Source organism: Pseudomonas sp. NPDC086251, assembly GCF_044746405.1.
In the GTDB taxonomy this organism is placed as follows: Bacteria; Pseudomonadota; Gammaproteobacteria; order Pseudomonadales; family Pseudomonadaceae; genus Aquipseudomonas.
In genome coordinates, this window is sequence record NZ_JBIVBY010000010.1 from 17,166 (window position 1) to 39,365 (window position 22,200).

22 protein-coding genes are annotated in these 22,200 nt (G+C 61.5%); 5 read left to right on the forward strand and 17 right to left on the reverse strand.

The genetic code is table 11. From position 1 onward, the window contains the following. The first annotated feature begins 37 nt into the window (after positions 1 to 37). The gene (locus ACIPL2_RS13770; protein WP_401357104.1) at positions 38 to 1,057 is read left to right on the forward strand and encodes a DUF4917 family protein; all 1,020 of its coding nucleotides are present in this window, start codon (positions 38 to 40) and stop codon (positions 1,055 to 1,057) included. Between the two features lie 113 nt (positions 1,058 to 1,170). Here the strand turns inward: ACIPL2_RS13770 and ACIPL2_RS13775 are convergent, their stop codons facing one another. Beyond that, the gene (locus tag ACIPL2_RS13775) at positions 1,171 to 1,713 is read right to left on the reverse strand and encodes a helix-turn-helix domain-containing protein (RefSeq protein ID WP_401357107.1); all 543 of its coding nucleotides are present in this window, start codon (positions 1,711 to 1,713) and stop codon (positions 1,171 to 1,173) included. A gap of 107 nt (positions 1,714 to 1,820) precedes the next feature. Between ACIPL2_RS13775 and ACIPL2_RS13780 the strand changes: the two genes are divergently transcribed. Further along, complete coding sequence (locus ACIPL2_RS13780) at positions 1,821 to 2,603, forward strand: aldolase (protein WP_401357110.1); 783 nt, start codon at positions 1,821 to 1,823, stop codon at positions 2,601 to 2,603. Positions 2,604 to 2,632: 29 nt separating this feature from the next. Then, positions 2,633 to 3,520, forward strand: coding sequence for a dihydrodipicolinate synthase family protein (locus ACIPL2_RS13785; protein ID WP_401357113.1), 888 nt, complete (start codon positions 2,633 to 2,635; stop codon positions 3,518 to 3,520). 130 nt (positions 3,521 to 3,650) lie between these two features. Here ACIPL2_RS13785 and ACIPL2_RS13790 read toward each other — a convergent pair whose 3' ends face one another. The 3 genes from ACIPL2_RS13790 to ACIPL2_RS13800 all read right to left on the reverse strand — a co-directional run bounded on the left by ACIPL2_RS13790 (position 3,651) and on the right by ACIPL2_RS13800 (position 5,078). After that, on the reverse strand, positions 3,651 to 3,995 hold the full coding sequence (locus tag ACIPL2_RS13790; RefSeq protein WP_401357116.1) for a YegP family protein: 345 nt from the start codon (positions 3,993 to 3,995) through the stop codon (positions 3,651 to 3,653). A gap of 181 nt (positions 3,996 to 4,176) precedes the next feature. After that, complete coding sequence (locus ACIPL2_RS13795) at positions 4,177 to 4,482, reverse strand: ribbon-helix-helix domain-containing protein (RefSeq protein ID WP_401357119.1); 306 nt, start codon at positions 4,480 to 4,482, stop codon at positions 4,177 to 4,179. Positions 4,483 to 4,496: 14 nt separating this feature from the next. After that, positions 4,497 to 5,078 (reverse strand): DJ-1/PfpI family protein, encoded by a 582-nt coding sequence (locus ACIPL2_RS13800; RefSeq protein ID WP_059402327.1) that lies wholly within the window; start codon positions 5,076 to 5,078, stop codon positions 4,497 to 4,499. A 292-nt stretch (positions 5,079 to 5,370) separates the two neighbouring features. Between ACIPL2_RS13800 and ACIPL2_RS13805 the strand changes: the two genes are divergently transcribed. Next, entirely contained in the window at positions 5,371 to 6,261 is an 891-nt protein-coding gene (locus tag ACIPL2_RS13805) for a DMT family transporter (protein WP_059402326.1), read from the forward strand. A 165-nt stretch (positions 6,262 to 6,426) separates the two neighbouring features. On the opposite strand, the gene ACIPL2_RS13810 is transcribed toward ACIPL2_RS13805, so the two are convergent. The 4 genes from ACIPL2_RS13810 to ACIPL2_RS13825 form a co-directional block, all read right to left on the reverse strand. Beyond that, positions 6,427 to 7,641 carry a class I SAM-dependent methyltransferase gene (locus ACIPL2_RS13810; RefSeq protein WP_401357121.1) on the reverse strand — a complete coding sequence of 405 codons (1,215 nt, stop codon included), beginning with the start codon at positions 7,639 to 7,641 and terminating at the stop codon, positions 6,427 to 6,429. Positions 7,642 to 7,851: 210 nt separating this feature from the next. After that, the gene (locus tag ACIPL2_RS13815) at positions 7,852 to 8,469 is read right to left on the reverse strand and encodes a TPM domain-containing protein (RefSeq protein WP_401357123.1); all 618 of its coding nucleotides are present in this window, start codon (positions 8,467 to 8,469) and stop codon (positions 7,852 to 7,854) included. Between the two features lie 40 nt (positions 8,470 to 8,509). Next, positions 8,510 to 9,268: a TPM domain-containing protein gene (locus ACIPL2_RS13820; protein ID WP_401357126.1), complete on the reverse strand. Its 759-nt coding sequence runs from the start codon at positions 9,266 to 9,268 to the stop codon at positions 8,510 to 8,512. Positions 9,269 to 9,311: 43 nt separating this feature from the next. Further along, complete coding sequence (locus ACIPL2_RS13825; RefSeq protein ID WP_401357128.1) at positions 9,312 to 9,923, reverse strand: LemA family protein; 612 nt, start codon at positions 9,921 to 9,923, stop codon at positions 9,312 to 9,314. Positions 9,924 to 10,161: 238 nt separating this feature from the next. On the opposite strand from ACIPL2_RS13825, the gene bglX reads away from it, so the two are divergent. Next, complete coding sequence (gene bglX / locus ACIPL2_RS13830) at positions 10,162 to 12,453, forward strand: beta-glucosidase BglX (protein ID WP_401357131.1); 2,292 nt, start codon at positions 10,162 to 10,164, stop codon at positions 12,451 to 12,453. A 142-nt stretch (positions 12,454 to 12,595) separates the two neighbouring features. On the opposite strand, the gene ACIPL2_RS13835 is transcribed toward bglX, so the two are convergent. The 9 genes from ACIPL2_RS13835 to ACIPL2_RS13875 form a co-directional block, all read right to left on the reverse strand. After that, positions 12,596 to 13,753: a phosphatidylserine/phosphatidylglycerophosphate/cardiolipin synthase family protein gene (locus ACIPL2_RS13835; protein ID WP_401357133.1), complete on the reverse strand. Its 1,158-nt coding sequence runs from the start codon at positions 13,751 to 13,753 to the stop codon at positions 12,596 to 12,598. Position 13,754: 1 nt separating this feature from the next. After that, positions 13,755 to 14,345, reverse strand: a complete 591-nt coding sequence (locus tag ACIPL2_RS13840; RefSeq protein WP_401357136.1) for a YceI family protein — start codon at positions 14,343 to 14,345, stop codon at positions 13,755 to 13,757. Positions 14,346 to 14,510: 165 nt separating this feature from the next. Continuing rightward, positions 14,511 to 15,281 carry an IclR family transcriptional regulator gene (locus ACIPL2_RS13845; protein WP_401357138.1) on the reverse strand — a complete coding sequence of 257 codons (771 nt, stop codon included), beginning with the start codon at positions 15,279 to 15,281 and terminating at the stop codon, positions 14,511 to 14,513. A gap of 70 nt (positions 15,282 to 15,351) precedes the next feature. After that, positions 15,352 to 16,794, reverse strand: a complete 1,443-nt coding sequence (locus ACIPL2_RS13850; protein ID WP_401357481.1) for an amidase — start codon at positions 16,792 to 16,794, stop codon at positions 15,352 to 15,354. Positions 16,795 to 16,796: 2 nt separating this feature from the next. Beyond that, positions 16,797 to 18,107 carry a citrate-proton symporter gene (locus ACIPL2_RS13855; protein ID WP_401357140.1) on the reverse strand — a complete coding sequence of 437 codons (1,311 nt, stop codon included), beginning with the start codon at positions 18,105 to 18,107 and terminating at the stop codon, positions 16,797 to 16,799. Positions 18,108 to 18,188: 81 nt separating this feature from the next. Further along, on the reverse strand, positions 18,189 to 19,364 hold the full coding sequence (locus ACIPL2_RS13860) for a M20 aminoacylase family protein (protein ID WP_401357143.1): 1,176 nt from the start codon (positions 19,362 to 19,364) through the stop codon (positions 18,189 to 18,191). A 298-nt stretch (positions 19,365 to 19,662) separates the two neighbouring features. Beyond that, positions 19,663 to 19,992: an amidase gene (locus ACIPL2_RS13865; RefSeq protein ID WP_401357145.1), complete on the reverse strand. Its 330-nt coding sequence runs from the start codon at positions 19,990 to 19,992 to the stop codon at positions 19,663 to 19,665. Then, on the reverse strand, positions 19,989 to 21,083 hold the full coding sequence (locus ACIPL2_RS13870) for a serine hydrolase domain-containing protein (protein ID WP_401357147.1): 1,095 nt from the start codon (positions 21,081 to 21,083) through the stop codon (positions 19,989 to 19,991). The genes ACIPL2_RS13865 and ACIPL2_RS13870 overlap by 4 nt, the downstream gene beginning before the upstream one ends. 174 nt (positions 21,084 to 21,257) lie before the next feature. After that, entirely contained in the window at positions 21,258 to 22,136 is an 879-nt protein-coding gene (locus ACIPL2_RS13875; protein WP_401357149.1) for an acyl-CoA dehydrogenase, read from the reverse strand. Positions 22,137 to 22,200 lie beyond the last annotated feature (64 nt).

A 22,200-nucleotide genomic window follows, 5' to 3' on the forward strand; every position in this document is an offset into this window, starting at 1 on the left:
CGCCCATCAGAACCCTTGCTTTGAGACGATGAACGCAATGACCGATTTCCAGGATGTCGATGCCCAACTTGAAGACTGGGACGCCTTGCGCACCAGCGCTTCGTTCAGCGGCCTGCTGTTGGGCAACGGCGCCAGTCGCGCGGTGTGGGACGATTTCGGATACGACTCGCTGTTCGAAAACGCGCGCACCGTCGAAGAAAAGCCGATGAGCCAGTCCGAATTGAGCGTGTTCGACGCGATGCAGACGCGCAGCTTCGAGCAGGTGCTCAGCGCGCTGAAAACCACCAGCCGTGTCAACAAGGCCCTGGCCGTCAGCTCCGCCGCACCGCGCAATCGCTACTACGCGATCAAGGAAGCGCTAATCAACACCGTGCACGCGGTGCACATTCCGTGGCGGCTGGTGATGCCTTCAACCCTGGCGACGATCAATCAGGAACTGGGCCGCTATCGGACGGTGTTTACCACCAACTATGACTTGCTCAATTACTGGGCGACTCAGCACACGCCTGACGTCGTCTCCGATCTGTTCCAGGGCGCCGAGCCGGGTTTTGATTTGAGCGCCACGGCGACTGATAAAACCCGATTGCTGTACCTGCACGGTGGCCTGCATCTGGTGCGTAATCAGGACGGCACGGCGCGTAAATTGATGTCGACCGAGGGCACGTTGCTCGGCAGTTTCGCCATCAACAATAGGATCAAGACGCTGGATGACGTGCCGCTATTCGTCAACGAAGGCCCGGCCCAGGACAAGCTCAAGACCATTCGTAGTTCGGATTATCTGTCGTTCTGTTATGACCAGCTATTGGGGCATGGCGACGGGTTGTGCATTTTTGGTCATGCCCTGGGTGAGCAGGACAGCCACATCATCCATGCCTTGCGGCAAGCGAAACCGAAGGTGGTGGCGGTGTCGATTTACCCGCGCAGCAAGGCGTTCATCCAGCATCAGAAGCGGCATTACGCGAAGGTGTTTGAGGGGACGGGGGTTGAGTTGCGGTTTTTTGATTCGAAGACCCATGCGTTGGGGAGTCCGAAGTTGACGGTTCCGGTCGAGGTTTAGGCGGCGACGCGACTGACGCCTTCGCGAGCAAGCCCGCTCCCACATTTGATCTGCGGCGTACACGGATCAAATGTGGGAGCGGGCTTGCTCGCGAAAGCGTCGGCCCATTCATCTCAGTCCTCGCGGCTATGCACCACCACCAGCAACTGCGCCTGCACCTCGCCCACGGAGCGAATCCGGTGTGGTTTCTGCGCATTGAAGTGCAACGCATCCCCACGATTGAGCAGCACGCGCTCGTTCATGAAATCCACTTCCACCTGCCCTTCGTGGACGAACAGAAACTCCTCCCCCACGTGTTCCTTGAAGGCTTTGTCGACGAACTCGCTCGGCGGATAAATGATGAACGGCAGCAAGCTGCGCTCGCTGACTTGATGCGCCAGCACTGCGTAACCGGGGCTTTGGTCATTCGCCGCGAGAGACTGGCGCTCATCGCTGCGCACCAGGCTGTAGCTGTCGAGGCTGACGTTGTCTTCGGAGAACAGCTCCTCGACCTTCACGTTCAACGCCTTCGCCAGTTTCAGCGCAGCCGCGATCGACGGCGTATTCAGCCCGCGCTCGACTTTCGACAGATAACTCTTGGTCATGCCGGACTTTTCGGCCAAGGCCTCCAGCGTCACGCCGAGTTTTTTTCTCAGTAATTTCAAACGGATAGACATGTCGAGCGATTAATCCATCAAGGAGGCGACGATTTACCCTTGCCAATGACACTTTGTGTCATATAGTCTCGCTTGTGTCATTTGCACTGACCCCAAAGGACACCGATATGGCCAAGACCTTAGCACTACCCAAAGAGCAACTGGTCAAGCAAGCGCTGACCCAGATGCAAAATACCCTGGCGGATAATACGTGGACCGACCGGCAAAAGCTGGCCCTGACCTGCCGTATTCTGTTCGAAAACGGTCACGACTCCGGCCTGGCCGGGCAAATCACCGCCCGCGGCCCGCAACCAGGCACCTACTACACTCAGCAACTGGGCCTGGGTTTCGATGAAATCAGCGCCAGCAATCTGTTATTGGTCAACGAAGACCTTGAAGTGCTGGAAGGCGACGGCATGCCCAACCCGGCCAACCGCTTTCACAGCTGGGTGTACCGCGCCCGACGGGACGTGAACTGCATCATTCACACCCACCCGACCCACGTCGCGGCGCTGTCGATGCTTGAAGTGCCGCTGCAGATTTCCCACATGGACCTCTGCCCGCTCTACGACGACTGCGCGTTTCTCGAAGGCTGGCCAGGCGTGCCGGTGGGCAATGAGGAAGGCGAACTGATTGCCGGCGCGCTGGGCGACAAACGGGCGATCCTGCTTTCGCACCACGGCCAATTGTCCACCGGCACGACCATCGAAGAGGCGTGTGTCATTGCGCAACTGATCGAGCGCGCCGCCAAGCTGCAACTGCTAGCGATGAGTGCCGGGACGATCAAGCCGATCTTGCCCGAACTTGGACGTGAGGCGCATGACTGGATTTCCAGACCCAAGCGCCACGCCGCCGCCTTCAACTACTACGCTCGGCAGAACCTGCGTCAACACGCCGATTGCCTGAACTGAACCCACTCATTTTCAAGAGGAGCGTCGCCATGTCGACCCCAACCATTCACGGCATCATCGGCTACACCATCACCCCGTTCACCGGCAACGGCGAAGGCGTTGATCTCGACGCGCTCGGGCGTTCCATCGACCGCCTGATCGACAGCGGCGTGCACTCGATTGCGCCGCTGGGCAGCACTGGCGAAGGCGCTTATTTGAGCGACGCGGAATGGGACCAGGTCAGCGAGTTCAGCCTCAAACACGTGGCCAAGCGCGTGCCGACGATCGTCAGCGTGTCCGACCTGACCACCGCCAAAGCCGTGCGCCGCGCACGTTTCGCCGAAGCTCATGGCGCCGATGTGGTGATGGTGCTGCCGACGTCCTACTGGAAACTCAGCGAAGCGGAAATCCTCGCCCATTACCGCGCCATCGGTGACAGCATCGGCGTGCCGATCATGCTCTACAACAACCCGGCCACCAGCGGCACCGACATGTCGGTGGACTTGATCCTGCGGATCTTCAACGCGGTGGACAACGTGACGATGGTCAAGGAAAGCACCGGCGACATCCAGCGCATGCATCAACTGCAACGGCTGGGCGAAGGCCGGGTGCCGTTCTACAACGGCTGCAACCCGCTGGCCCTGGAAGCCTTTGCAGCCGGGGCGAAAGGCTGGTGCACGGCGGCACCGAACCTGATTCCGCAGCTCAACCTTGACCTGTATGAGGCCGTGTTGGCCAATGACCTGGGCAAGGCCCGCGAACTGTTCTATCGCCAGTTGCCGCTGCTGGACTTCATCCTCAAGGGTGGCTTGCCGGCGACGATCAAGGCGGGCTTGCGGGCCACGGGGCTGGACGTTGGCGATCCACGGTTGCCGGTGTTTCCACTGGGCGAGGCCGGGATCAGCCAGTTGCTAGACTTGTTGAAAGCCTTGCGCTGATCACCAGTCACACACAAAGCAAATGTGGGAGCGGGCTTGCTCGCGAAAGCGGTCTGACAGTCAACATCGTCGTTGAATGTTAAGCCGCCTTCGCGAGCAAGCCCGCTCCCACATTAGGTCGTCGGTGGATTCAGAGCACTGGCAGGGTCTTGTCCTTGATCACGGTGGTCGGGCCGTTGGCTTTTACACTGGCGATGCCTTTGTCCATTGCGGTAGCCGAGGAGTACGACTCGCTGCTGCCGATGATCTCGTGGTTACCGGCCTTGAGGTTGAAGTAAGGATGACCGTCCTTGGTGGTTTTCTTCTCGTAGCGTTCATCCAGCGGGCTGTTGGACTGAACCGATGCGATGCCTTTGTCGGCAGCGGCGCGGGTGGTGTACAGCTCGCTGGTCAGAATGGTTTCGGCGTTGGCGGCCTTCAGCACAAACCTGAACTGGCCACTGACGCTTTTGCTCACTTCGTACCATCCGGACATGCTCGTTCTCCTTGGCGATTGAGAGGTTTCGCGCTTCAGAGTAAAGACCAGACCCGGATTTTTGTCGCCTGTACGGTCCTCTTCGCGAGCAAGCCCGCTCCCACATTTGATCGCGTCTGTCCGGACAACCCGGTCTAATGTGGGAGCGGGCTTGCTCGCGAAGGGGTCGACTCGGTCTACGCTACCTAACCCCCGCCCGCACCACCGACAACTCCGGCGCACTCACCCGCCGCTGACTCAAATAGCGCGTGCAACTCACCCGCAAAAACGAGGCGAAATTCACCACTTCGCCGCGATAGTCCATCACCTCTTCATACAGCTTGGCGATCAGCTGGTTGGTGGTCATGCCGTCGACCTCGGCGATTTCGCTGAGGATGTCCCAGAACTGATTTTCCAGGCGCAGGGTGGTCACCACCCCGCAGATGCGCAGCGAGCGGGAGCGCGATTCGTAGAGAATCGGATCGGCTTTGACGTAGAGCTCGCACATGGACAGGTCCCTCGTTACAGCGTGATTTTGGTGCCCAGCAACCCGAGGAAACCGGCCAGCCAGCTCGGGTGCGCCGGCCATGCCGGCGCCGTGGCCAGATTGCCTTGTACGTGACCTTCCGTCACCGGGATATCGATGAACGTACCGCCGGCCAAGCGCACTTCCGGGGCACAGGCCGGGTACGCGCTGCACTCGCGACCTTCGAGCACGCCCGCCGCCGCCAGCAACTGCGCACCGTGACACACGGCGGCGATCGGTTTGCCGGCCTTGTCGAAGGCGCGTACCAGTTCCAGGACTTTTTCGTTGAGACGCAGGTATTCCGGCGCACGACCGCCCGGGATCAGCAGCGCGTCGTAGTCGGTCTCGGCGACCTTGGCGAAGTCGAAGTTGAGGGCAAACAGATGACCGGGTTTTTCGCTGTAGGTCTGGTCGCCTTCGAAATCGTGGATCGCCGTGCGCACGGTCTGGCCGGCGGTTTTGTCCGGGCACACTGCGTGTACCGTGTGACCGACCATCAGCAGCGCCTGGAACGGCACCATCACTTCGTAGTCTTCGACGTAATCGCCGACCAGCATCAGAATTTTCTTGGCAGCCATGGGGAGGACTCCTCTGGGAAATACGTAGGAGTATTCAAGGTAGACCTAATCCAGAGGGGCGGGTAATAACCTGCTACTACCGATGGACCGCGTTATCGTTCTTCGCGAGCAAGCCCGCTCCCACATTCAACCGCATTCCCATAGGAGACTCGGTCGAATGTGGGAGCGGGCTTGCTCGCGAAGGGGCCATCAAACTGTACGGATAACTCTGCACCTAGCTGTAACAGAGCAACACCCCCGGTTTATGGCTAGATGAACACTCTTCCCGCCACTCTCGATTCTGGTTGCCATCATGTCCTCGCGCGAAAACACCGGCATGGCCCTGGGCCTGCTGGGCGTTGTGATCTTCAGCCTCACCCTGCCCTTCACACGAATCGTCGTGCAGGAGCTCCATCCGCTGCTCAACGGCTTGGGCCGTGCGTTGTTCGCCGCGGTACCGGCGGCGTTGCTGTTGCTGTGGCGCCGGGAAAAGTGGCCGACCTGGAAACAGGTCAAAGGCCTGACGCTGGTGATTGCCGGGGTGATCCTCGGTTTCCCGGTGCTCTCGGCCTGGGCCATGCAAACCTTGCCGGCGTCCCACGGCGCGCTGGTCAACGGCCTGCAACCGTTGTGCGTGGCGCTGTATGCCGCGTGGCTGTCCCATGAGCGACCGTCGAAAGCCTTCTGGGCCTGCGCCGCGCTGGGCAGTGCGTTGGTGCTCGGTTATGCACTGATCAGCGGGGCCGGCAGTATTCAGGCCGGTGACTTGCTGATGCTCGGGGCGATTGCCGTGGGCGGCCTTGGGTATGCCGAAGGTGGCCGGTTGGCCAAGGAGATGGGCGGTTGGCAGGTGATCTGCTGGGCGCTGGTGCTGTCGACGCCACTGCTGATCGGGCCGGTGGTGTACCTGGCGCTGCAACATCAGGGCGAGATTTCGGCCAAGACCTGGTGGGCGTTTGGTTACGTTTCGCTGTTTTCGCAGTTCATCGGGTTTTTCGCCTGGTACGCCGGGTTGGCGATGGGCGGGATTGCGCGGGTCAGTCAGATCCAGTTGCTGCAGATCTTCTTCACGATTGCGTTTTCGGCGTTGTTCTTCGGTGAACACATCGAGCCGATCACCTGGCTGTTTGCCGCCGGGGTGATCGTGACGGTGATGTTGGGGCGCAAGACGGCGGTCAAACCCGCGCAGGTCGCAACGGCATAACCTGTAGGAGCCCGGCTTGCCGGCGAAGGCGTCCGCAAGATCGCCTTCTAGGAGCCAGGCTTGCCGGCGAAGGCGATCTTAAGAACGCCTTCGCCGGCAAGCCTGGCTCCTACAGGTTTAGAGGTAGCCGTCGAATCAGGATCAAAGGTAGCCGTCGGAACAAGTTCAAAGGTAACCGTCAGCGCGCAGCAGGGTTTCCAGGCAGTGCTCGGTGATGTGGTAGAAATCCTTCAACTCCTGAATCTTCACCAACAGCTGGGCCGGGTCCACCGGCTCGGCGCGTTTGACCGCCAGGATCATCTTGTTCTTGTTGGTGTGGTCCAGTGAGATGAACTCGAAAACCTTGGTCTCATAGCCGCACGCCTCAAGGAACAGCGCGCGCAAACTGTCGGTGACCATTTCCGCCTGCTGGCCCAGGTGCAGGCCGTATTGCAGCATTGGCTTGAGCAGCGCCGGGCTCTGGATTTGCAGGCGGATCTGTTTGTGGCAGCACGGCGAGCACATGATGATCGAGGCGCCGGAGCGAATGCCGGTGTGAATCGCATAGTCGGTGGCGATGTCGCAGGCGTGCAGCGCGATCATCACGTCCAGCTCGCTCGGTGCCACGCTGCGCACGTCACCGCATTTGAACACCAGCCCCGGATGCTCAAGCTTCGCCGCGGCGGCGTTGCACAGGTTGACCATTTCTTCGCGCAGCTCGACCCCCGTCACCTCGCCTTCGGCCTGCAAGGTGTTGCGCAGGTAGTCGTGGATTGCGAACGTCAGGTAACCCTTGCCCGAACCGAAATCCGCCACCCGTACCGGCTTGTCCAGCGCCAGCGGCGAAGTGGTCAGCGCATGGCTGAACACTTCGATGAACTTGTTGATCTGCTTCCACTTGCGCGACATCGCCGGGATCAGCTCGTGCTTGCTGTTCGTCACGCCGAGGTCGGCGAGAAACGGCCGGCTCAGGTCGAGGAAGCGGTTTTTCTCGCGGTTGTGCTCGGCGGACGGCACCTCGCGTAATTGCTGAGGTTTGCTCTTGAATAGCGAAGACTTGCCCTTTTTGCTGTATTCGAGCTGGGCTTCATCCGTCAGCGACAATAAATGCGCATTTTTGAACGACGCTGGCAGCAACGCGGCGATGGTCGCAACGCCCTCGGCAAGCGGCAGGTTCTTGGTGATGTCGCGGGTTTTATAGCGGTAGACGAAGGACAGGCAAGGCTGATCCTTGACCGTCAGCTGCTTGATGATCAGCCGCTGCAAATCGGTCTCGGTGCCGACGTACTTGGCCAGCACCAGTTTGATGAAGGCGCTTTGCTCGAGGCTCGATTGCAGCAGGTCGATGAACTGGGCGTGGTGATCCGGCGCGAGGCTGGCGGGAGTGACGATGACAGACATGGAAAAAGCGGCCTCGGGCGGTGCGAATCGGGGAATGGCGGGTATTTTAGGGGGGATGGCGTGCAAGGGCACGGCTAATTTCCCGAACGGCACGATCTGTAGGAGCGAGCTCGCTTGCGAAGGTCGCTAACGATGACGCGGGCTCACTGGATAAACGCGGTGATTCGGCATCCTTCGCGAGCAAGCTCGCTCCTATAGGGGTGAGTAAGCTCAGCCCAACACCACCAACCGATTCGGCAACTCATTACGCTCATGCGTCACCGGCACATGCACTTTGAGCAATTCGCCGCACGCCTCGACGCAGGTGACAAACCCCTGCAACGTCTGCCCTTGTTTCACCTGCTGCGTAAACGCCGCGACAATCGCGTCCCAGTTTTTGTTATCCAGCCGCTTGGAAATCCCCTCATCCACCAGAATCTCCACATAACGCTCGGCCTCGGAGACGAAAATCAGCATCCCGGTGCTGCCCACCGTGTGGTGCAGGTTCTGCTCCAGGAACTGCCGGCGCGCCAGGTTCGACGCACGCCAATGCCGCACCGAGCGCGGGATCAGGCGCGTGGTGACTTTTGGAATCCGGAACACCAGGCACAGCACGATGAACGTGATCCATTGCACCAGCAGCAGGCTGTGCATGGTCAGCCAGCCCGTCAGGTAATGCACGACACCCGGCACCACCAGCGCCAGCAGACTGGCCCAGAGCAGCGGGATGTACGCATAGTCGTCGGCGCGCGCCGCCAGCACCGTCACCAGTTCGGCGTCAGTGTCGCGCTCGACCCGGGCAATTGCCTCGGCGACTTTGCGTTGTTCGTGTTCAGTCAGTAATGCCATGTTTATGAATGCCTGCTCGCTATTGTTTTTACTGGCAGTGTCACCAGCCGCCCGACGAACCGCCGCCCCCGAAACTGCCTCCGCCGCCGCTGAAGCCCCCGCCTCCGCCGCCGCCACCAAACCCTCCGCCGCCGAATCCACCGCTCGAACCGCCTCGGCCACTGCCGCCACCACTGGGCAGGATCCCGAGCATCTGGCAGACGAAAATCGTCAGGATAAACAGCATCACCAGAAACACGAAGATCCCCGGATGCCGTGAGAGGAAGTCACTTTCCTGATTGCTTCCGGAGTCGTACACCGTGGACGGCTCATCCAGTGGATTACCGCCCAGCACCACCAGCATCGCCGCGACCCCGTCGCTGATGCCCTTGCTGAAGTTACCGCTCTTGAACGCCGGGGTGATCACCTGGTTGATGATCACCGAGCTCTGCGCATCGGTCAGGCGATCCTCCAGGCCATAACCGACTTCGATGCGCAATTTGCGATCATCGCGCGCGACGATCAGCAGTGCGCCGTTGTTCTTGTCCTTCTGGCCGATGCCCCAGTGGCGCCCCAATTGATAACCGAAGTCGGCGATGTCGGTGCCTTGCAAGTCCGGCAACGTGACCACCACCAACTGCTCGCCGGTGGCTTTTTCATGGGCCTGGAGCTGTTGCGTCAGCTGTTCGCGCACCGCCGGCTCGATCATTTGGGCGTTATCGACCACCCGCCCGGTCAGCTCCGGAAACTTCAACTCGGCCTGGGCCGTCAGGGCAAAGACCCAGAGCAACAGCACCAGGCCCACTTTCAACACACGCATTGGCAACCTCATCCGTGGTGATGCTTGGAACCCATTCCGACGCCTACTGGAACTTCACTTGAGGCGCTTTTTCCGCATCGGGGCTGGTGGCCTCGAAGGTTTCGCGGATCGGCAAATCGCTGTACATCACGGTGTGCCACAGGCGACCGGGGAAGGTACGAAGTTCGGTGTTGTATTTCTGCACGGCGAGGATGAAGTCGCGGCGCGCCACGGCGATGCGGTTCTCGGTGCCTTCCAGTTGCGATTGCAGCGCGAGGAAATTCTGGTTGGCCTTGAGGTCTGGATAGCGCTCGGACACCACCATCAAACGGCTCAACGCACCGGTCAGCTGATCCTGCGCCTGCTGGAACTGTTTGAGTTTTTCCGGATTATCCAGTGTCTTGGCATCGACCTGGATCGAAGTCGCCTTGGCCCGGGCTTCGACTACCGCGGTCAGGGTTTCTTCTTCGTGCTTGGCATAACCTTTCACGGTCTCTACCAGGTTCGGGATCAGGTCGGCGCGGCGCTGGTACTGGTTCTGCACCTGGCCCCAGGCGGCCTTGGCCTGTTCGTCGAGCGTCGGGATCGTATTGATGCCGCAGCCGGCCAGCAGTGTGGTCAGCAGCATCAAGGCTGCAACGTGCAGGCTCGACCGATAGTGGTGTCGTACGTTCATCTGGTTGACGCTCCCTTGTACATTCCGTTGAAAAACAACTGGCGACCTTCTGACCGGGCTCTTGGGGCATAATCTGCCGCCACCACTGGATTGCATCGAGCCAATGGGCTAAAAGATGCCCCAGCGCAAAAAACACGTCAGAAGTGTGCTGCATTTACCTGAACAACAATAGTCGCTCCCTAAATTTTGGCTGACCGGCGCGTATTCACTGCCGTTTAGGCTTTTGAGAAAACTATTCATGAAGAAGCTGTGTTTGCTGGGCTTGTTCGTCAGCCTGGCCAGTCATACCGTATTGGCCGCCACGACGCCCGCACCTCTGGAAAACAAGGACGCCTTCATCAGCAACCTGATGAAGCAAATGACCCTCGATGAAAAAATCGGCCAGTTGCGCCTGATCAGCATCGGCCCGGAAATGCCTCGGGAGTTGATCCGCAAGGAAATCGCGGCCGGCAACATCGGCGGCACGTTCAACTCGATCACTCGCCCGGAAAACCGTCCGATGCAGGACGCGGCCATGCGCAGCCGGTTGAAGATCCCGATGTTCTTCGCCTATGACGTGATCCACGGCCATCGCACGATTTTCCCGATCCCGATCGCCCTGGCGTCGAGCTGGGACATGGACGCCATCGGCCTGTCCGGGCGCATCGCCGCCAAGGAAGCCGCGGCGGACAGCCTCGACATCACCTTCGCGCCGATGGTCGACATTTCCCGCGACCCACGTTGGGGCCGCACGTCCGAAGGTTTCGGCGAAGACACTTACCTGGTGTCGCGCATCGCCGGCGTCATGGTCAAAGCCTTCCAGGGCACCGGCGCGAACGCGGCCGACAGCATCATGGCCAGCGTCAAGCACTTTGCCTTGTACGGCGCGGTCGAGGGTGGTCGCGACTACAACGTCGTCGACATGAGCCCGGTCAAGATGTACCAGGACTACCTGCCACCGTACCGCGCGGCGATCGACGCCGGTGCTGGCGGGGTGATGGTTGCGCTGAACTCGATCAATGGCGTGCCGGCCACGGCCAACACCTGGCTGATGAACGATCTGTTGCGCCGGCAATGGGGCTTCAAGGGCCTGGCGGTCAGTGACCACGGGGCGATTTTCGAGCTGATCAAGCATGGCGTTGCGGCTGACGGTCGTGAAGCGGCGAAGCTGGCAATCAAGGCCGGCATCGACATGAGCATGAACGACACCCTCTACGGCAAAGAGCTGCCGGGGCTGTTGAAGGCCGGTGAAATCGAACAGAAAGACATCGACAACGCCGTGCGCGAAGTGCTCGCCGCCAAGTACGACATGGGCCTGTTCAAGGACCCGTACCTGCGCATCGGCAAGGCTGAGGATGACCCGGCCGACACCTACGCCGAAAACCGTCTGCACCGCGCCGAGGCCCGTGACGTGGCGCGCCGCAGCATGGTGTTGCTGAAGAACCAGGGCGACACCCTGCCGCTGAAGAAAACCGCGAAAATCGCCCTGGTCGGCCCGCTGGCCAAGGCGCCGATCGACATGATGGGCAGCTGGGCCGCTGCGGGCAAACCCGCGCAGTCGGTGACGCTGTTCGACGGCATGAACGCGGCGGTGGCAGACAAAGCGACGCTGATCTACGCCCGTGGCGCCAACATCACCAGCGACAAAAAAGTCCTCGATTACCTGAACTTCCTCAACTTCGATGCGCCGGAAGTGGTGGATGATCCGCGCCCGGCGGACGTGTTGATCGATGAAGCGGTGAAAGCCGCCAAGGATGCCGATGTGGTCGTCGCCGCTGTTGGCGAGTCCCGTGGCATGTCCCACGAATCGTCGAGCCGCACCGACCTGAACATTCCGGAAAATCAGCGTGCACTGATCCGCGCCCTGAAAGCCACCGGCAAACCGCTGGTACTGGTGTTGATGAACGGCCGTCCGCTGTCGATTCTGGAAGAGAAGGATCAGGCTGACGCGATTCTGGAAACCTGGTTCAGCGGCACCGAAGGCGGCAACGCCATCGCCGACGTGCTGTTCGGCGACTACAACCCGTCGGGCAAACTGCCGATCACGTTCCCGCGTTCGGTCGGTCAGATTCCGACCTATTACAACCACCTGAGCATTGGCCGGCCGTTCACGCCGGGCAAACCGGGCAACTACACCTCGCAGTATTTCGATGACACCACCGGCCCGCTGTTCCCGTTTGGCTTCGGTTTGAGCTACACCGATTTCAGCCTGACCGACATGGCGCTGTCGTCGACCACGCTGAACAAGACCGGCAAGCTCGACGCCAGCGTCATGGTCAAAAACACCGGCAAGCGTGACGGCGAAACCGTGGTGCAGTTGTACATTCAGGACGTGACCGGCTCGATGATCCGTCCGGTCAAGGAACTGAAGAACTCCCAGAAAATCACGCTGAAGGCGGGTGAGCAGAAAGTCGTGCACTTCACCATCACCGAAGACGACCTGAAGTTCTTCAATGCCCAGCTCAAGTACGTGTCGGAGCCGGGCAAGTTCAACGTGCAGATCGGCCTGGATTCCCAGGACGTGACGCAGCAGAGCTTTGAATTGCTGTAACCCCGAAAGCACCGCAAAACAATGTGGGAGCGGGCTTGCTCGCGAAAGCGGATTGTCAGTCAACATCATCGTTGACTGACATGCCCCCCTTCGCGAGCAAGCCCGCTCCCACATTAGGTTTAGGGTGTTGCTGAAATGGGGCTCAGCCGCGTCGATCCAGAATATTCACCACCAGCCGATCCACCCATCCCCAAATCCTTTGCTTGACCCGTCGCCACAGCGGCCGGCGTTGCCATGCCTCCAGGCTGACTTCCTGGCTCAACGCAAAGTCTTTCTCGAAACTCGCCGCCACTGCCAGCGTCAACCCGGGGTCCAGCGCTTCCAGGTTGGCTTCCAGGTTGAAGCGCAAATTCCAGTGATCGAAATTGCACGAGCCGAGGCTCACCCAGTCATCGACCAGGACCATTTTCAAGTGCAGGAAACACGGCTGGTATTCGAAGATTTTAACGCCGGCCTTGAGCAGTCGCGGGTAGTAGCGATGCCCGGCGTAGCGCACCGACGGGTGATCGGTGCGTGGTCCGGTCAGCAGCAGGCGCACGTCGACGCCACGGGCGGCGGCCCGGCGCAGCGAGCGGCGGACTTTCCAGGTCGGCAGGAAATACGGCGTGGCCAGCCAGATCCGCTGCTGGCCACTGTTCAACGCGCGCACCAGCGATTGCAGAATGTCGCGGTGCTGGCGGGCGTCGGCGTAGGCGACCCGGCCCATGCCCTCGCCCATGGACGGCACTCGCGGCAGGCGCGGCAAGCCGAAATGCGAAGCGGGTTTCCAGGCGCGCCGATGGCGGTTGGCGATCCATTGCCGATCGAACAGCAACTGCCAGTCGATGACCAAGGGGCCGGTGATTTCCACCATGACTTCGTGCCATTCGCTGGTGTCTTCGCCCGGCGTCCAGAACTCATCGGTGACCCCGGTGCCACCGACCACCGCCAGGCTCTGATCGACCAGCAACAGCTTGCGATGGTCGCGATAGAAGTTGCCGACCCAGCGCCGCCAACTCAGGCGATTGTAGAAACGCAGTTCCACACCCGCCGACATCAAGCGCTGGCGCAAGGTCAGGGTGAACGCCAGGCTGCCGTAATCATCGAACAGGCAGCGCACCCGCACACCGCGCTCGGCGGCCTGGACCAACGCCTGAACCATGGCCTCGGCGCAGGCGCCCGCCTCCACCAGATACAGCTCCAGCTCGACCTGCTCTTCGGCGCGGGCAATCGCCACCAACATGCGCGGGAAGAACTGCGGGCCGTCGATCAGCAGTTCGAAGCGGTTGCCTTCACGCCAGGGAAAAATGGCACCGGCCATGTCAGCGCGCCGTGAAAATCAGTACCGCGCCCACCGGTACCGACAAACTGATGGCCGACAAACCGGCGACCTTGCGCAAGCTTTCCAGGCCCGGCGCCAGGTCGAAGTCTTCGGCGTTGATCACCAGTGGTTCCAGGGTCACCACCTGGAAGCGTCGATCATCGAGACGGGTCGCCAGCAATTCGGCGTTGTACTCGTGTGTTTTTCCGTGGAGGTTGACGGTCACCGGCAAGCGCAATTCAAGTTGCGCACCGGGCGCGAGGTCGTTGATCGGGCGCAGATCGATTCGCGCGGTAATCAATGCTTCGGGGAAGGTCTGGATGTCGAACAGCTCCTTGCGCATGCGTTCGTCACGCAGCGGGATGCCGCTGTTCACCGATTCCATTTCGACTTCGACCTCGGCCAGTCCTTTCGGGCTGACCTTGCCGTGCAGCACCAGAAAGCGCTGCACTTCGGAGATGTTGGCGTTTTTGGTACTGATGAACGACAGCCGCGAAGACTCGCCGTCGAGGTACCAATTGGCCTGGGCCGACAGCGAGGCGCCGGCCAGCAGCAGGACGGCGAGGATTTGGGAGACGGACCGCTTGAACATAGAGACTCGTGGGGCAGATAAACCTGTGCTGAACCTTAACTGCCCCTGAGGTAATTGCAACCTTGTAAGAGCAAGCTTGCTCGCGATAGTCGTGAACGATAACGAGGGTAGCCTGATACCCCGCAGTGTTCTCAGGTCCATCGCGAGCAAGCTCGCTCCTACAGGTTACGCCATCGCCTGTTGCACATCGCCAATGGCGGCGGCCAGGCTGCTGAGGTGCAGGCTGAGGACTCGCTCTACTGGGGCCTGATCCATTGGCCAGTGCAGCGCCATGCTGCCGACCAGTCGGCCGTCGGCATGAATCGGCAACGCCACTGCCCGAATCAGGAACGGCAGGCGCACCGGGTATTCCCAGTAACCTTCGGTGCGCTGGCCAAAGCCTTGGTGCAACGCTTGCTCACTGGCGCGGAAAAGGCTCTCGTCGGTCAACGGTTCACGACCGGCCAGGCGTTCCACTTCATGGGTTTCCAGCTCGCCCAGACACGCCCGGCCCATGGCTGAATGAAACAGGCTGGCGTGCTGGCCGACGATCTGGCAGTTGTTCGGGTAGCGCTTGCGCAGCACCGTGGGGATCGCGCTTTCCATGACTTCCACGCGCTCGCCGTCGAAGCTCGACAGGTCGGCCACCAACCCGGTGCGCTCGCTCAACTCCAGCAACAGCGGCGCAGCGCTTTCCACCAGGCGCCGCTTGAACCGCTGCTGGCTGTCGCCGAACAGGCGCTTGGCGCACAGCCGATAACGCCGGTCGCTCAAGCCGCGATAGATCCAGCCTTGCTCCTGCAGGGTCAGCAACATGCGCGACACCGTGGCCTTGGGCAGAGTCGTCAGGTAATGCAACTCCTCCAGCCCCAATGCCTGATGCTCGCCCAGCAACTCTACGATCGCTAAAGCGCGCTCAACGGAACGTACGCTGCCGGTTTCTGCCTTGCTGTCCATGGATTCGACCTCCCCTTGCCCGGAACGGATGATCGCTTTTCGCAGCAAGATGCGCGCCCGTCAATCGCTCTCAAGCGTTTTGCAGACAACCGGGCGGTCGGCGCTTGACCCATTGAGTCAACTGCTCATGGGCGTACGCCAGTTGCAATACCGCCAGGTCAGCCTGGGCCGGGCCAATGATTTGCAGGCCCATGGGCAACCCGGTCGGGTTAAACCCCACCGGCACATTCATGCTCGGCAAACCGGCCAGGGTCGGCCCGATCACCACCTCCATCCAGCGATGATAAGTGTCCATACTCCGCCCGCCGACGACGCGCGGCCACGGGGTTTGTGCATCAAAAGGGAACACTTGGGCGGTGGGCAACAGCAGAAAATCGTAACGTTCGAACAACGCGCTCACCGCCCGGTACCAGTCGCTGCGACTGACCGATGCCTGGTAAACATCCGCCGCCGTCAGCCGCAACCCGCCTTCGATTTCCCACTGCGCCTCAGGTTTGAGCAGGTCGCGTTTCTGCGTGTCGGCATACAACGCGCCGAGGCTGCCCTGCACCAGCCAGTGCCGGTGCACCAGCCAGGTCTGCCACAAGCGCTCCATGGAGAAATCCGGCTGACAGGCTTCGACCTTGCAACCCAGCGCGGTGAAATCGTTCAGTGCCGATTCGCACAGGCTCAACACGCCATCGTCCATTGGCAGATAGCCGTTGTAGTCACCCAGCCAACCGATCCGCACGTCGCTGAAATCCTTCGCCAAGGGTTCGGCAAAGATCTGCGGGGGCCGCGTGAGCGACAACGGCACGCGTGCGTCGTAACCGGCTTGTGTACTCAGCAAACGGGCAACATCGGTGACACTGCGGCCCATCGGCCCTTCGGTGGCCAGTTGCTGGACGAACACGTCCGGCGCCGGGCCGTGGGGCACGCGGCCCTGGGACGGGCGAAAACCGAACACGTTATTGAACGCTGCCGGGTTGCGCAGCGAGCCCATCATGTCGCTGCCGTCGGCCACCGGCAGCATGCGCAACGCCAGCGCCACCGCCGCCCCGCCGCTGCTGCCACCGGCACCCAGCGTTGGGTCGTAGGCATTGGTGGTAGTGCCGAACACGCTGTTGTAGGTCTGCGAACCGAGGCCGAATTCCGGAACGTTGGTCTTGCCGATGATGATCGCCCCACAGTCGCGAACCCGCGCCACGCTGATGGCGTCTTGCTGCGGGACTTGCTCGGCGAACAACGGCGAGCCCATGGTCGTGCGCAAACCGGCGGTGGCCGCCAGGTCCTTGATGGCCTGCGGCATGCCGTGCATCCAGCCGCGAGACTGGCCCTGGTCGAGTTGTCGGTCGCAGGCATCGGCTTCGGCCAGCAACTCTTCGGCCGGGCGCAGCGACACCAGCGCGTTAGCCTGCGGATTGAAGCGCTCGATCTGCGCCAGGTAGGCCTGCATCACTTCGCGGCAGGACACCTGCCGCGCATGAATGGCTCGGGACAACGCATCGGCGTCCAGTTCAACAATCGGGTTGATGCTCAAGGTTTCACCTCAAGATTAAGTGCAGTGGATTTCCGGGTCCGTGGGGCTTCATGCATGCAGTAAGTGCCCAACAGCGTCAGCACGCAAGCGAACAGTACGTAGAAGGCCGGCGCCACGGGGGTGGCCAGCACCTTGCTGAGCCAAGTGACGATCAGCGGCGCGAAACCGCCGAACACCATGACCGCAACGTTGTAGGCCACCGACACCCCGGTGGAGCGCACTTCGATGGGAAACTGCTCGGCCAGCGCCGTTGGGGCCGGGCCGTAGAAACCGCCAATCGCGCTGCATAACAAGAGCTGCATGACCAGCAGACGCTCCACCGATGGCGCCGCCGCGACCCAGACATACAGGGGATAAACCATCAGGAAAAACGCCAAGGTGAACGCCATCAACACCGGGCGTCGGCCAAGCCGGTCCGACAGCGCACCGGACAACGGAATGACCACGGTCATCACGGCCACGGCGAGCATCTGCACCAACAGCACCTGATCCAGCGGCAGGCCGAGGTTCTTGTGGGCGAAGGTCGGCATGTTCACCAGCACCACATAAAACGACACCGTCGCGCCGCACGCCAAGCCCATCGACACCAGAATGCTGCGCCGATGTTCGCGGATCACTTGCAGCAAACTCGGGCTCGCGCCTTTGGCCTGTCTGCGCGCCTCGAGAAACTCTTCCGGTTCCTCCATGTGCTTACGAATCCACAATCCCACCGGGCCGATCAGCAAACCGATCATGAACGGAATCCGCCAGCCCCAACTGTCCAGCGCCTCGGGAGAAAGCAGATGGGTGAACAACGCCACCATCCCTGCCCCGGAAAACACAGCCAGGCATTGCCCGACCAACTGCCAGGAACCGTACAAACCCTTTTTGTCTGCCGGTGCGCTTTCCACCAGGAACGCCGTGGCACTGGCGTATTCACCGCCCGTGGCAAAGCCCTGGAGCATCCGCGCGACCACGATCAACAGCGGCGCGCCCATGCCGATGGCGGCGTAATTCGGCGCGAAGGCGATCAGCGCGATGGACACCGTCATCAGGCGGATGATCATCTGCATGGCCGCTTTGCGCCCTTTGCGGTCGGAGTACATGCCCAACAAAATGCCGCCCACCGGGCGCATGAAAAACCCGACGCCGAAGGTCGCCAGGGCCATCAGCAGGGACGCGTATTCGTCTTCGGACGGGAAAAACTGCCGGGCAATGATGCTCGCCAGAAAGCCATAAACGATGAAGTCATACCATTCCAGGGCATTGCCGATGACGGCAGCGACCACCTGCCGGGTGCGCGAAACGCCTGTGCTCGAAGTCTGCATGGGGAACTCTCCAAAAACCTGTTGGGTGATGGGGGGCGCAACGAGGCGCGCCCGATCCAGCGGCAGTAGAAAGTCAGATCGTCAGGCCGGCTTGAGCCAGCACTCGGTCAGCGCGCCCCAATACGCCACGCCGGTCAGCAGGATGTCGTCGTTGAAGTCGTAGCCGGGGTTGTGGACCATCGGCCTCGAGATACCGTTGCCGATGAACAAGTAAGCGCCGGGGCAGCGTTGCAGCATCCAGGCGAAGTCTTCGCTGCCCATCAGTTTGGGCGTGTTGCCGTCCACCGAGTCGGCGCCGAGCAGTTCGACGCCGACCTGCCGGGCGAACTCGGTTTCGGCGGCGTGGTTGACCAACACCGGGTAGGCCGGGCGATGTTCGATGCGCGAACTGCAACCGAAACTGCGGGCCTGGGATTCGATGATCGCGCGAACGCGGTCGAGGGTTTTTTCCCGAACCTCAGCGTTCAGCGCCCGCAGGCTCAGGCGCAGGATCGCCTGCTGCGGAATGACGTTAGCCGCCTCTCCGGCCTGCAACGCACCGACCGTTACCACCGCCGCCTGCTGCGCATCGATGTTGCGCGCGACCACGGTTTGCAGGGCCATGACCACGCTGGCCGCCGCCACCAATGGATCGACCGCCAGATGCGGCATCGAACCGTGCCCGCCGACGCCTTCGATGGTCACGGTGAGCAAATCCTGCGAGGCCATCATCGGGCCTTCGCGAAAACCCAAGTGACCGGCCGGTAGTCCCGGCATGTTGTGCATGCCGAACAGCGCATCGCAGGGAAAGCGTTCCAGCAGGCCATCGGTGAGCATCGCTTCCGCGCCGCCCTGGCCTTCTTCGGCAGGCTGGAAAATCAGGGTCAGGGTGCCGTCGAACTGACGGGTCGCCGCCAGGTAACGCGCCGCGCCCAGCAGCATCGTGGTGTGACCGTCATGACCGCAGGCGTGCATGCAGCCTTGATGGCGGCTGCTGTAAGGCGCGCCGGTATTCTCGATGATCGGCAAGGCGTCCATGTCGGCCCGCAGCCCGAGTTTGCGTGAGCTGCTGCCGTTGCGCAGGACGCCGACCACGCCGGTCTTGCCGATGCCGGTGTGCACCTCGTAACCCCATTCTTCCAGGGATTTGGCCACCAGTGCCGAGGTGCGGTTTTCCTCGAAGCCGAGTTCCGGGTGGGCGTGGATGTCCTGGCGGATGGCGTGCAGGTCGCTGGCCACGTCGCTGAGCCAGGCAAGAATGTGTTGATGTCGGGTCATGAAAATTGTCCTCGTGCCGGGTGTATTCCCGTTCTTTTTGTTCGCTGCGATTTCGCGACACCTCAAGGCAGGTCGCGCTCACCGCCAGATAAACGCGAGTCGCGCGCGAGGACAATCAAATGTGGTTCCACTGCGTGGAACCTGAGGCCCACCTCGGCTGGGTTTGCAACAAAACCCTGTGGGAGCGGGCTTGCTCGCGAAAGCGTCGGCAGCCTCGATGCAAGCAGTGCGGCTGCCATTGCTTTCGCGAGCAAGCCCGCTCCCACAGAGAACTTCGTTTGAGCACGATTTGTGATCGTCAGGGTTGCAGTCGGCAACCCTGACGCTCGCCGGCCCAAACGGCGCTGTTGCTGCGCCCCATGCCGCTGACCGTCACGCGCTTGCTGGCGCTGTCATCGGTAAAACCGCTGAAGGCCAGCCACTGCTTCACATAACCCTGGCAATACGCGGCGTCGTTGTTCATCACGTACCGGCACGAACAATATTCCTTGGCTGTGTACGCGCTGATGATGTCCGGGAACGTCCACAACGCCACGCGCTCGTGCCAGACCCAGCCGAGCAAGGCGATCAGCAGGACCACCAACAGCGTGCTGAACGGTCGGTGACGAATGAAGTGGCGACGGTTCATGGCTGCACCTTCGCGGCAAAGGCCTTGAGGGCAAGTTTGAGCAATTCGTTGTGCTGGTAACTGCCGTCCCGGTCATCGCCGTAGCGCACGATCACCAGGTGTTCACTGGGAATCACGTACATCGCCTGGCCCCAATGGCCCAGCGCAGCGAAGGTATCGGCGGGGGCATCGGGCCAGGGTTTTGCCGCGCCCTCCACCGTGCGATTGAGCCACCAATGACCGCCGGGCACAGCGTCGTCCTGATGGGCGTGATAGTGGGCGAACGGTTCGCGGTTGAACGCGACCCAGTCTTTGGGCAGCAATTGCCGGTCGCCCCAGCGACCGTCGCGGGCCATCAACAGGCCGACTCGCGCCAGGTCGCGGGCAGTGAGGTAGGCGTAGGACGAAGCGACGAAGGTGCCCGTGGCGTCGGTTTCCCAGACAGCGTGGCTAATCCCTAACGGGTCGAACAGCGCCGTCCAGGGATAGTCTGGATAACGGGCCGGGCCGACGATGTTTTTCAGCGCGGCGGAGAGCAAATTGCTGTCGCCGCTGGAATAGCGGAATGCCTGGCCGGGTTGGGCGTATTCGTCGTGGCCAGCGGTGAACGCGGCCATGTCCTGGTGACCCCGGGTGTAGAGCATGGCGACTACAGACGACTTCAACGGCGCGTATTCATAGTCTTCCTGCCAGTCGAGGCCCGAAGCCCAGTGCAGCAGATCGGCCATGGTCAGGGCGGGGTGTTTTTCCAACGCTGGATAGAATTTCAGCACGGGGTCCTGGAGTTTGAACAAGCCTTCGCCATAGGCCACGCCGAGGACCGCCGCCATCAGGCTTTTGCTGATCGACCAGGTCAGGTGCGGGGTGTCGGCGCGGGTCGGGGCAGCGTAGCGTTCGTAGATCAGTTGTCCATCATGGATCACCAGCAAGGCGTCGGTGCGGATGCCTTGGCGGGTCGCTTCGTCGCGGGGTGGGAAGGCGTAGTTTTCCAGAGCTTGCAGCGCCGGGCCGGTGACGGTCGGGCCGGTCGACCATTGCTCGGCGGGCCAGTTTTCGGCGTGGGCCGTGAGGCTCAGCAGCAGTATGAAAAACAGGGACATGCCTTTGGACATGGTGGGGGCTCGGAGGGATGAACGTGCTGAGCCTAGTTGAGGTTGATGACAGTTTTGAAAGTTGTGTTGTTGTTGAGGCCGCCTTCGCGAGCAAGCCCGCTCCCACATTTGATCGCATTCTTTCTGCAAGAACTCGGTTGAATGTGGGTGCGGGCTTGCCCGCGAAGAGGCCCGTCAAAACACCGCCAACGCCTTGGCCAACCGCTTCCCCCGCGCCCCCGCCGCCAATTCCATCACCGCCTGATCGCGCGTCCACATCGCCGCCCATTGCGGCGGGCCATCGGCCAAGGCTTCATTGAGGTCAGCCTTGAGCCCGTCGAACTGCGCAAACAAACCACCGAGCAACACGTGCCCAGCCGGGTTGTTCGGGGCTTGCCGGCTGACTTCCGCGCACCCGGCCAGCAACGCCAGCAAACGCAGCTGCAAGGTTTGTGGCCAGTCACTGTCCTGGCCGACGCCGTACAGCCAGGCCGTCATGGCGCTCAGCACATAAATATCTTCAAGGGTGCGGAACGGTTTGACGTAGGCCTCCCAGCCATCGCCCGCGAGCAATTCACACTGCGCGTTATCCAGAAACAACCGGCCATGGCTGATGTCCGGCATCAGCGCGATCGCCGGGAGTTTTTCCACGCGCACGCCCGGTTCGCCGGGATAAACCACCGCGAGACTCAGGCGCGGATCGGCGTCGGGGGCTTCACTGCGGGCCGCGATCAACAGCCAGTCGGCGGCATCGCCGGCCGTGACGAAATCCTTGCGCCCGCTCACCCGCAAATCGCTGAGGCGCGTCTGCATGTCCGCCACCCGCAAGCTGCGCTGTTCGGTGGCGCATAACGCGCCGAGGCTCAGTGGCGCACTCGGCCACAGCATGCGCAGCGCCGCCTGATACCCCACCAGAAACGCCAGCCCCGGCGTTGCCATCAAGCGTGCGCCGACCACCGCCAGCTCGAACGGCGTGACCGTCCCCAACTGATGCAACAAGGTCGCGAAACCTTCCGCCAGGTCCGGGTTGGCAGGCAGGCGTTCGCGGCTATTCAACAGGGTTTGCCAGGGCATAAAGAGGCTCCTTGTGGGCTGTCATATAAGCATCACCAAAGCTTCATGGCGATGACACCGGGGC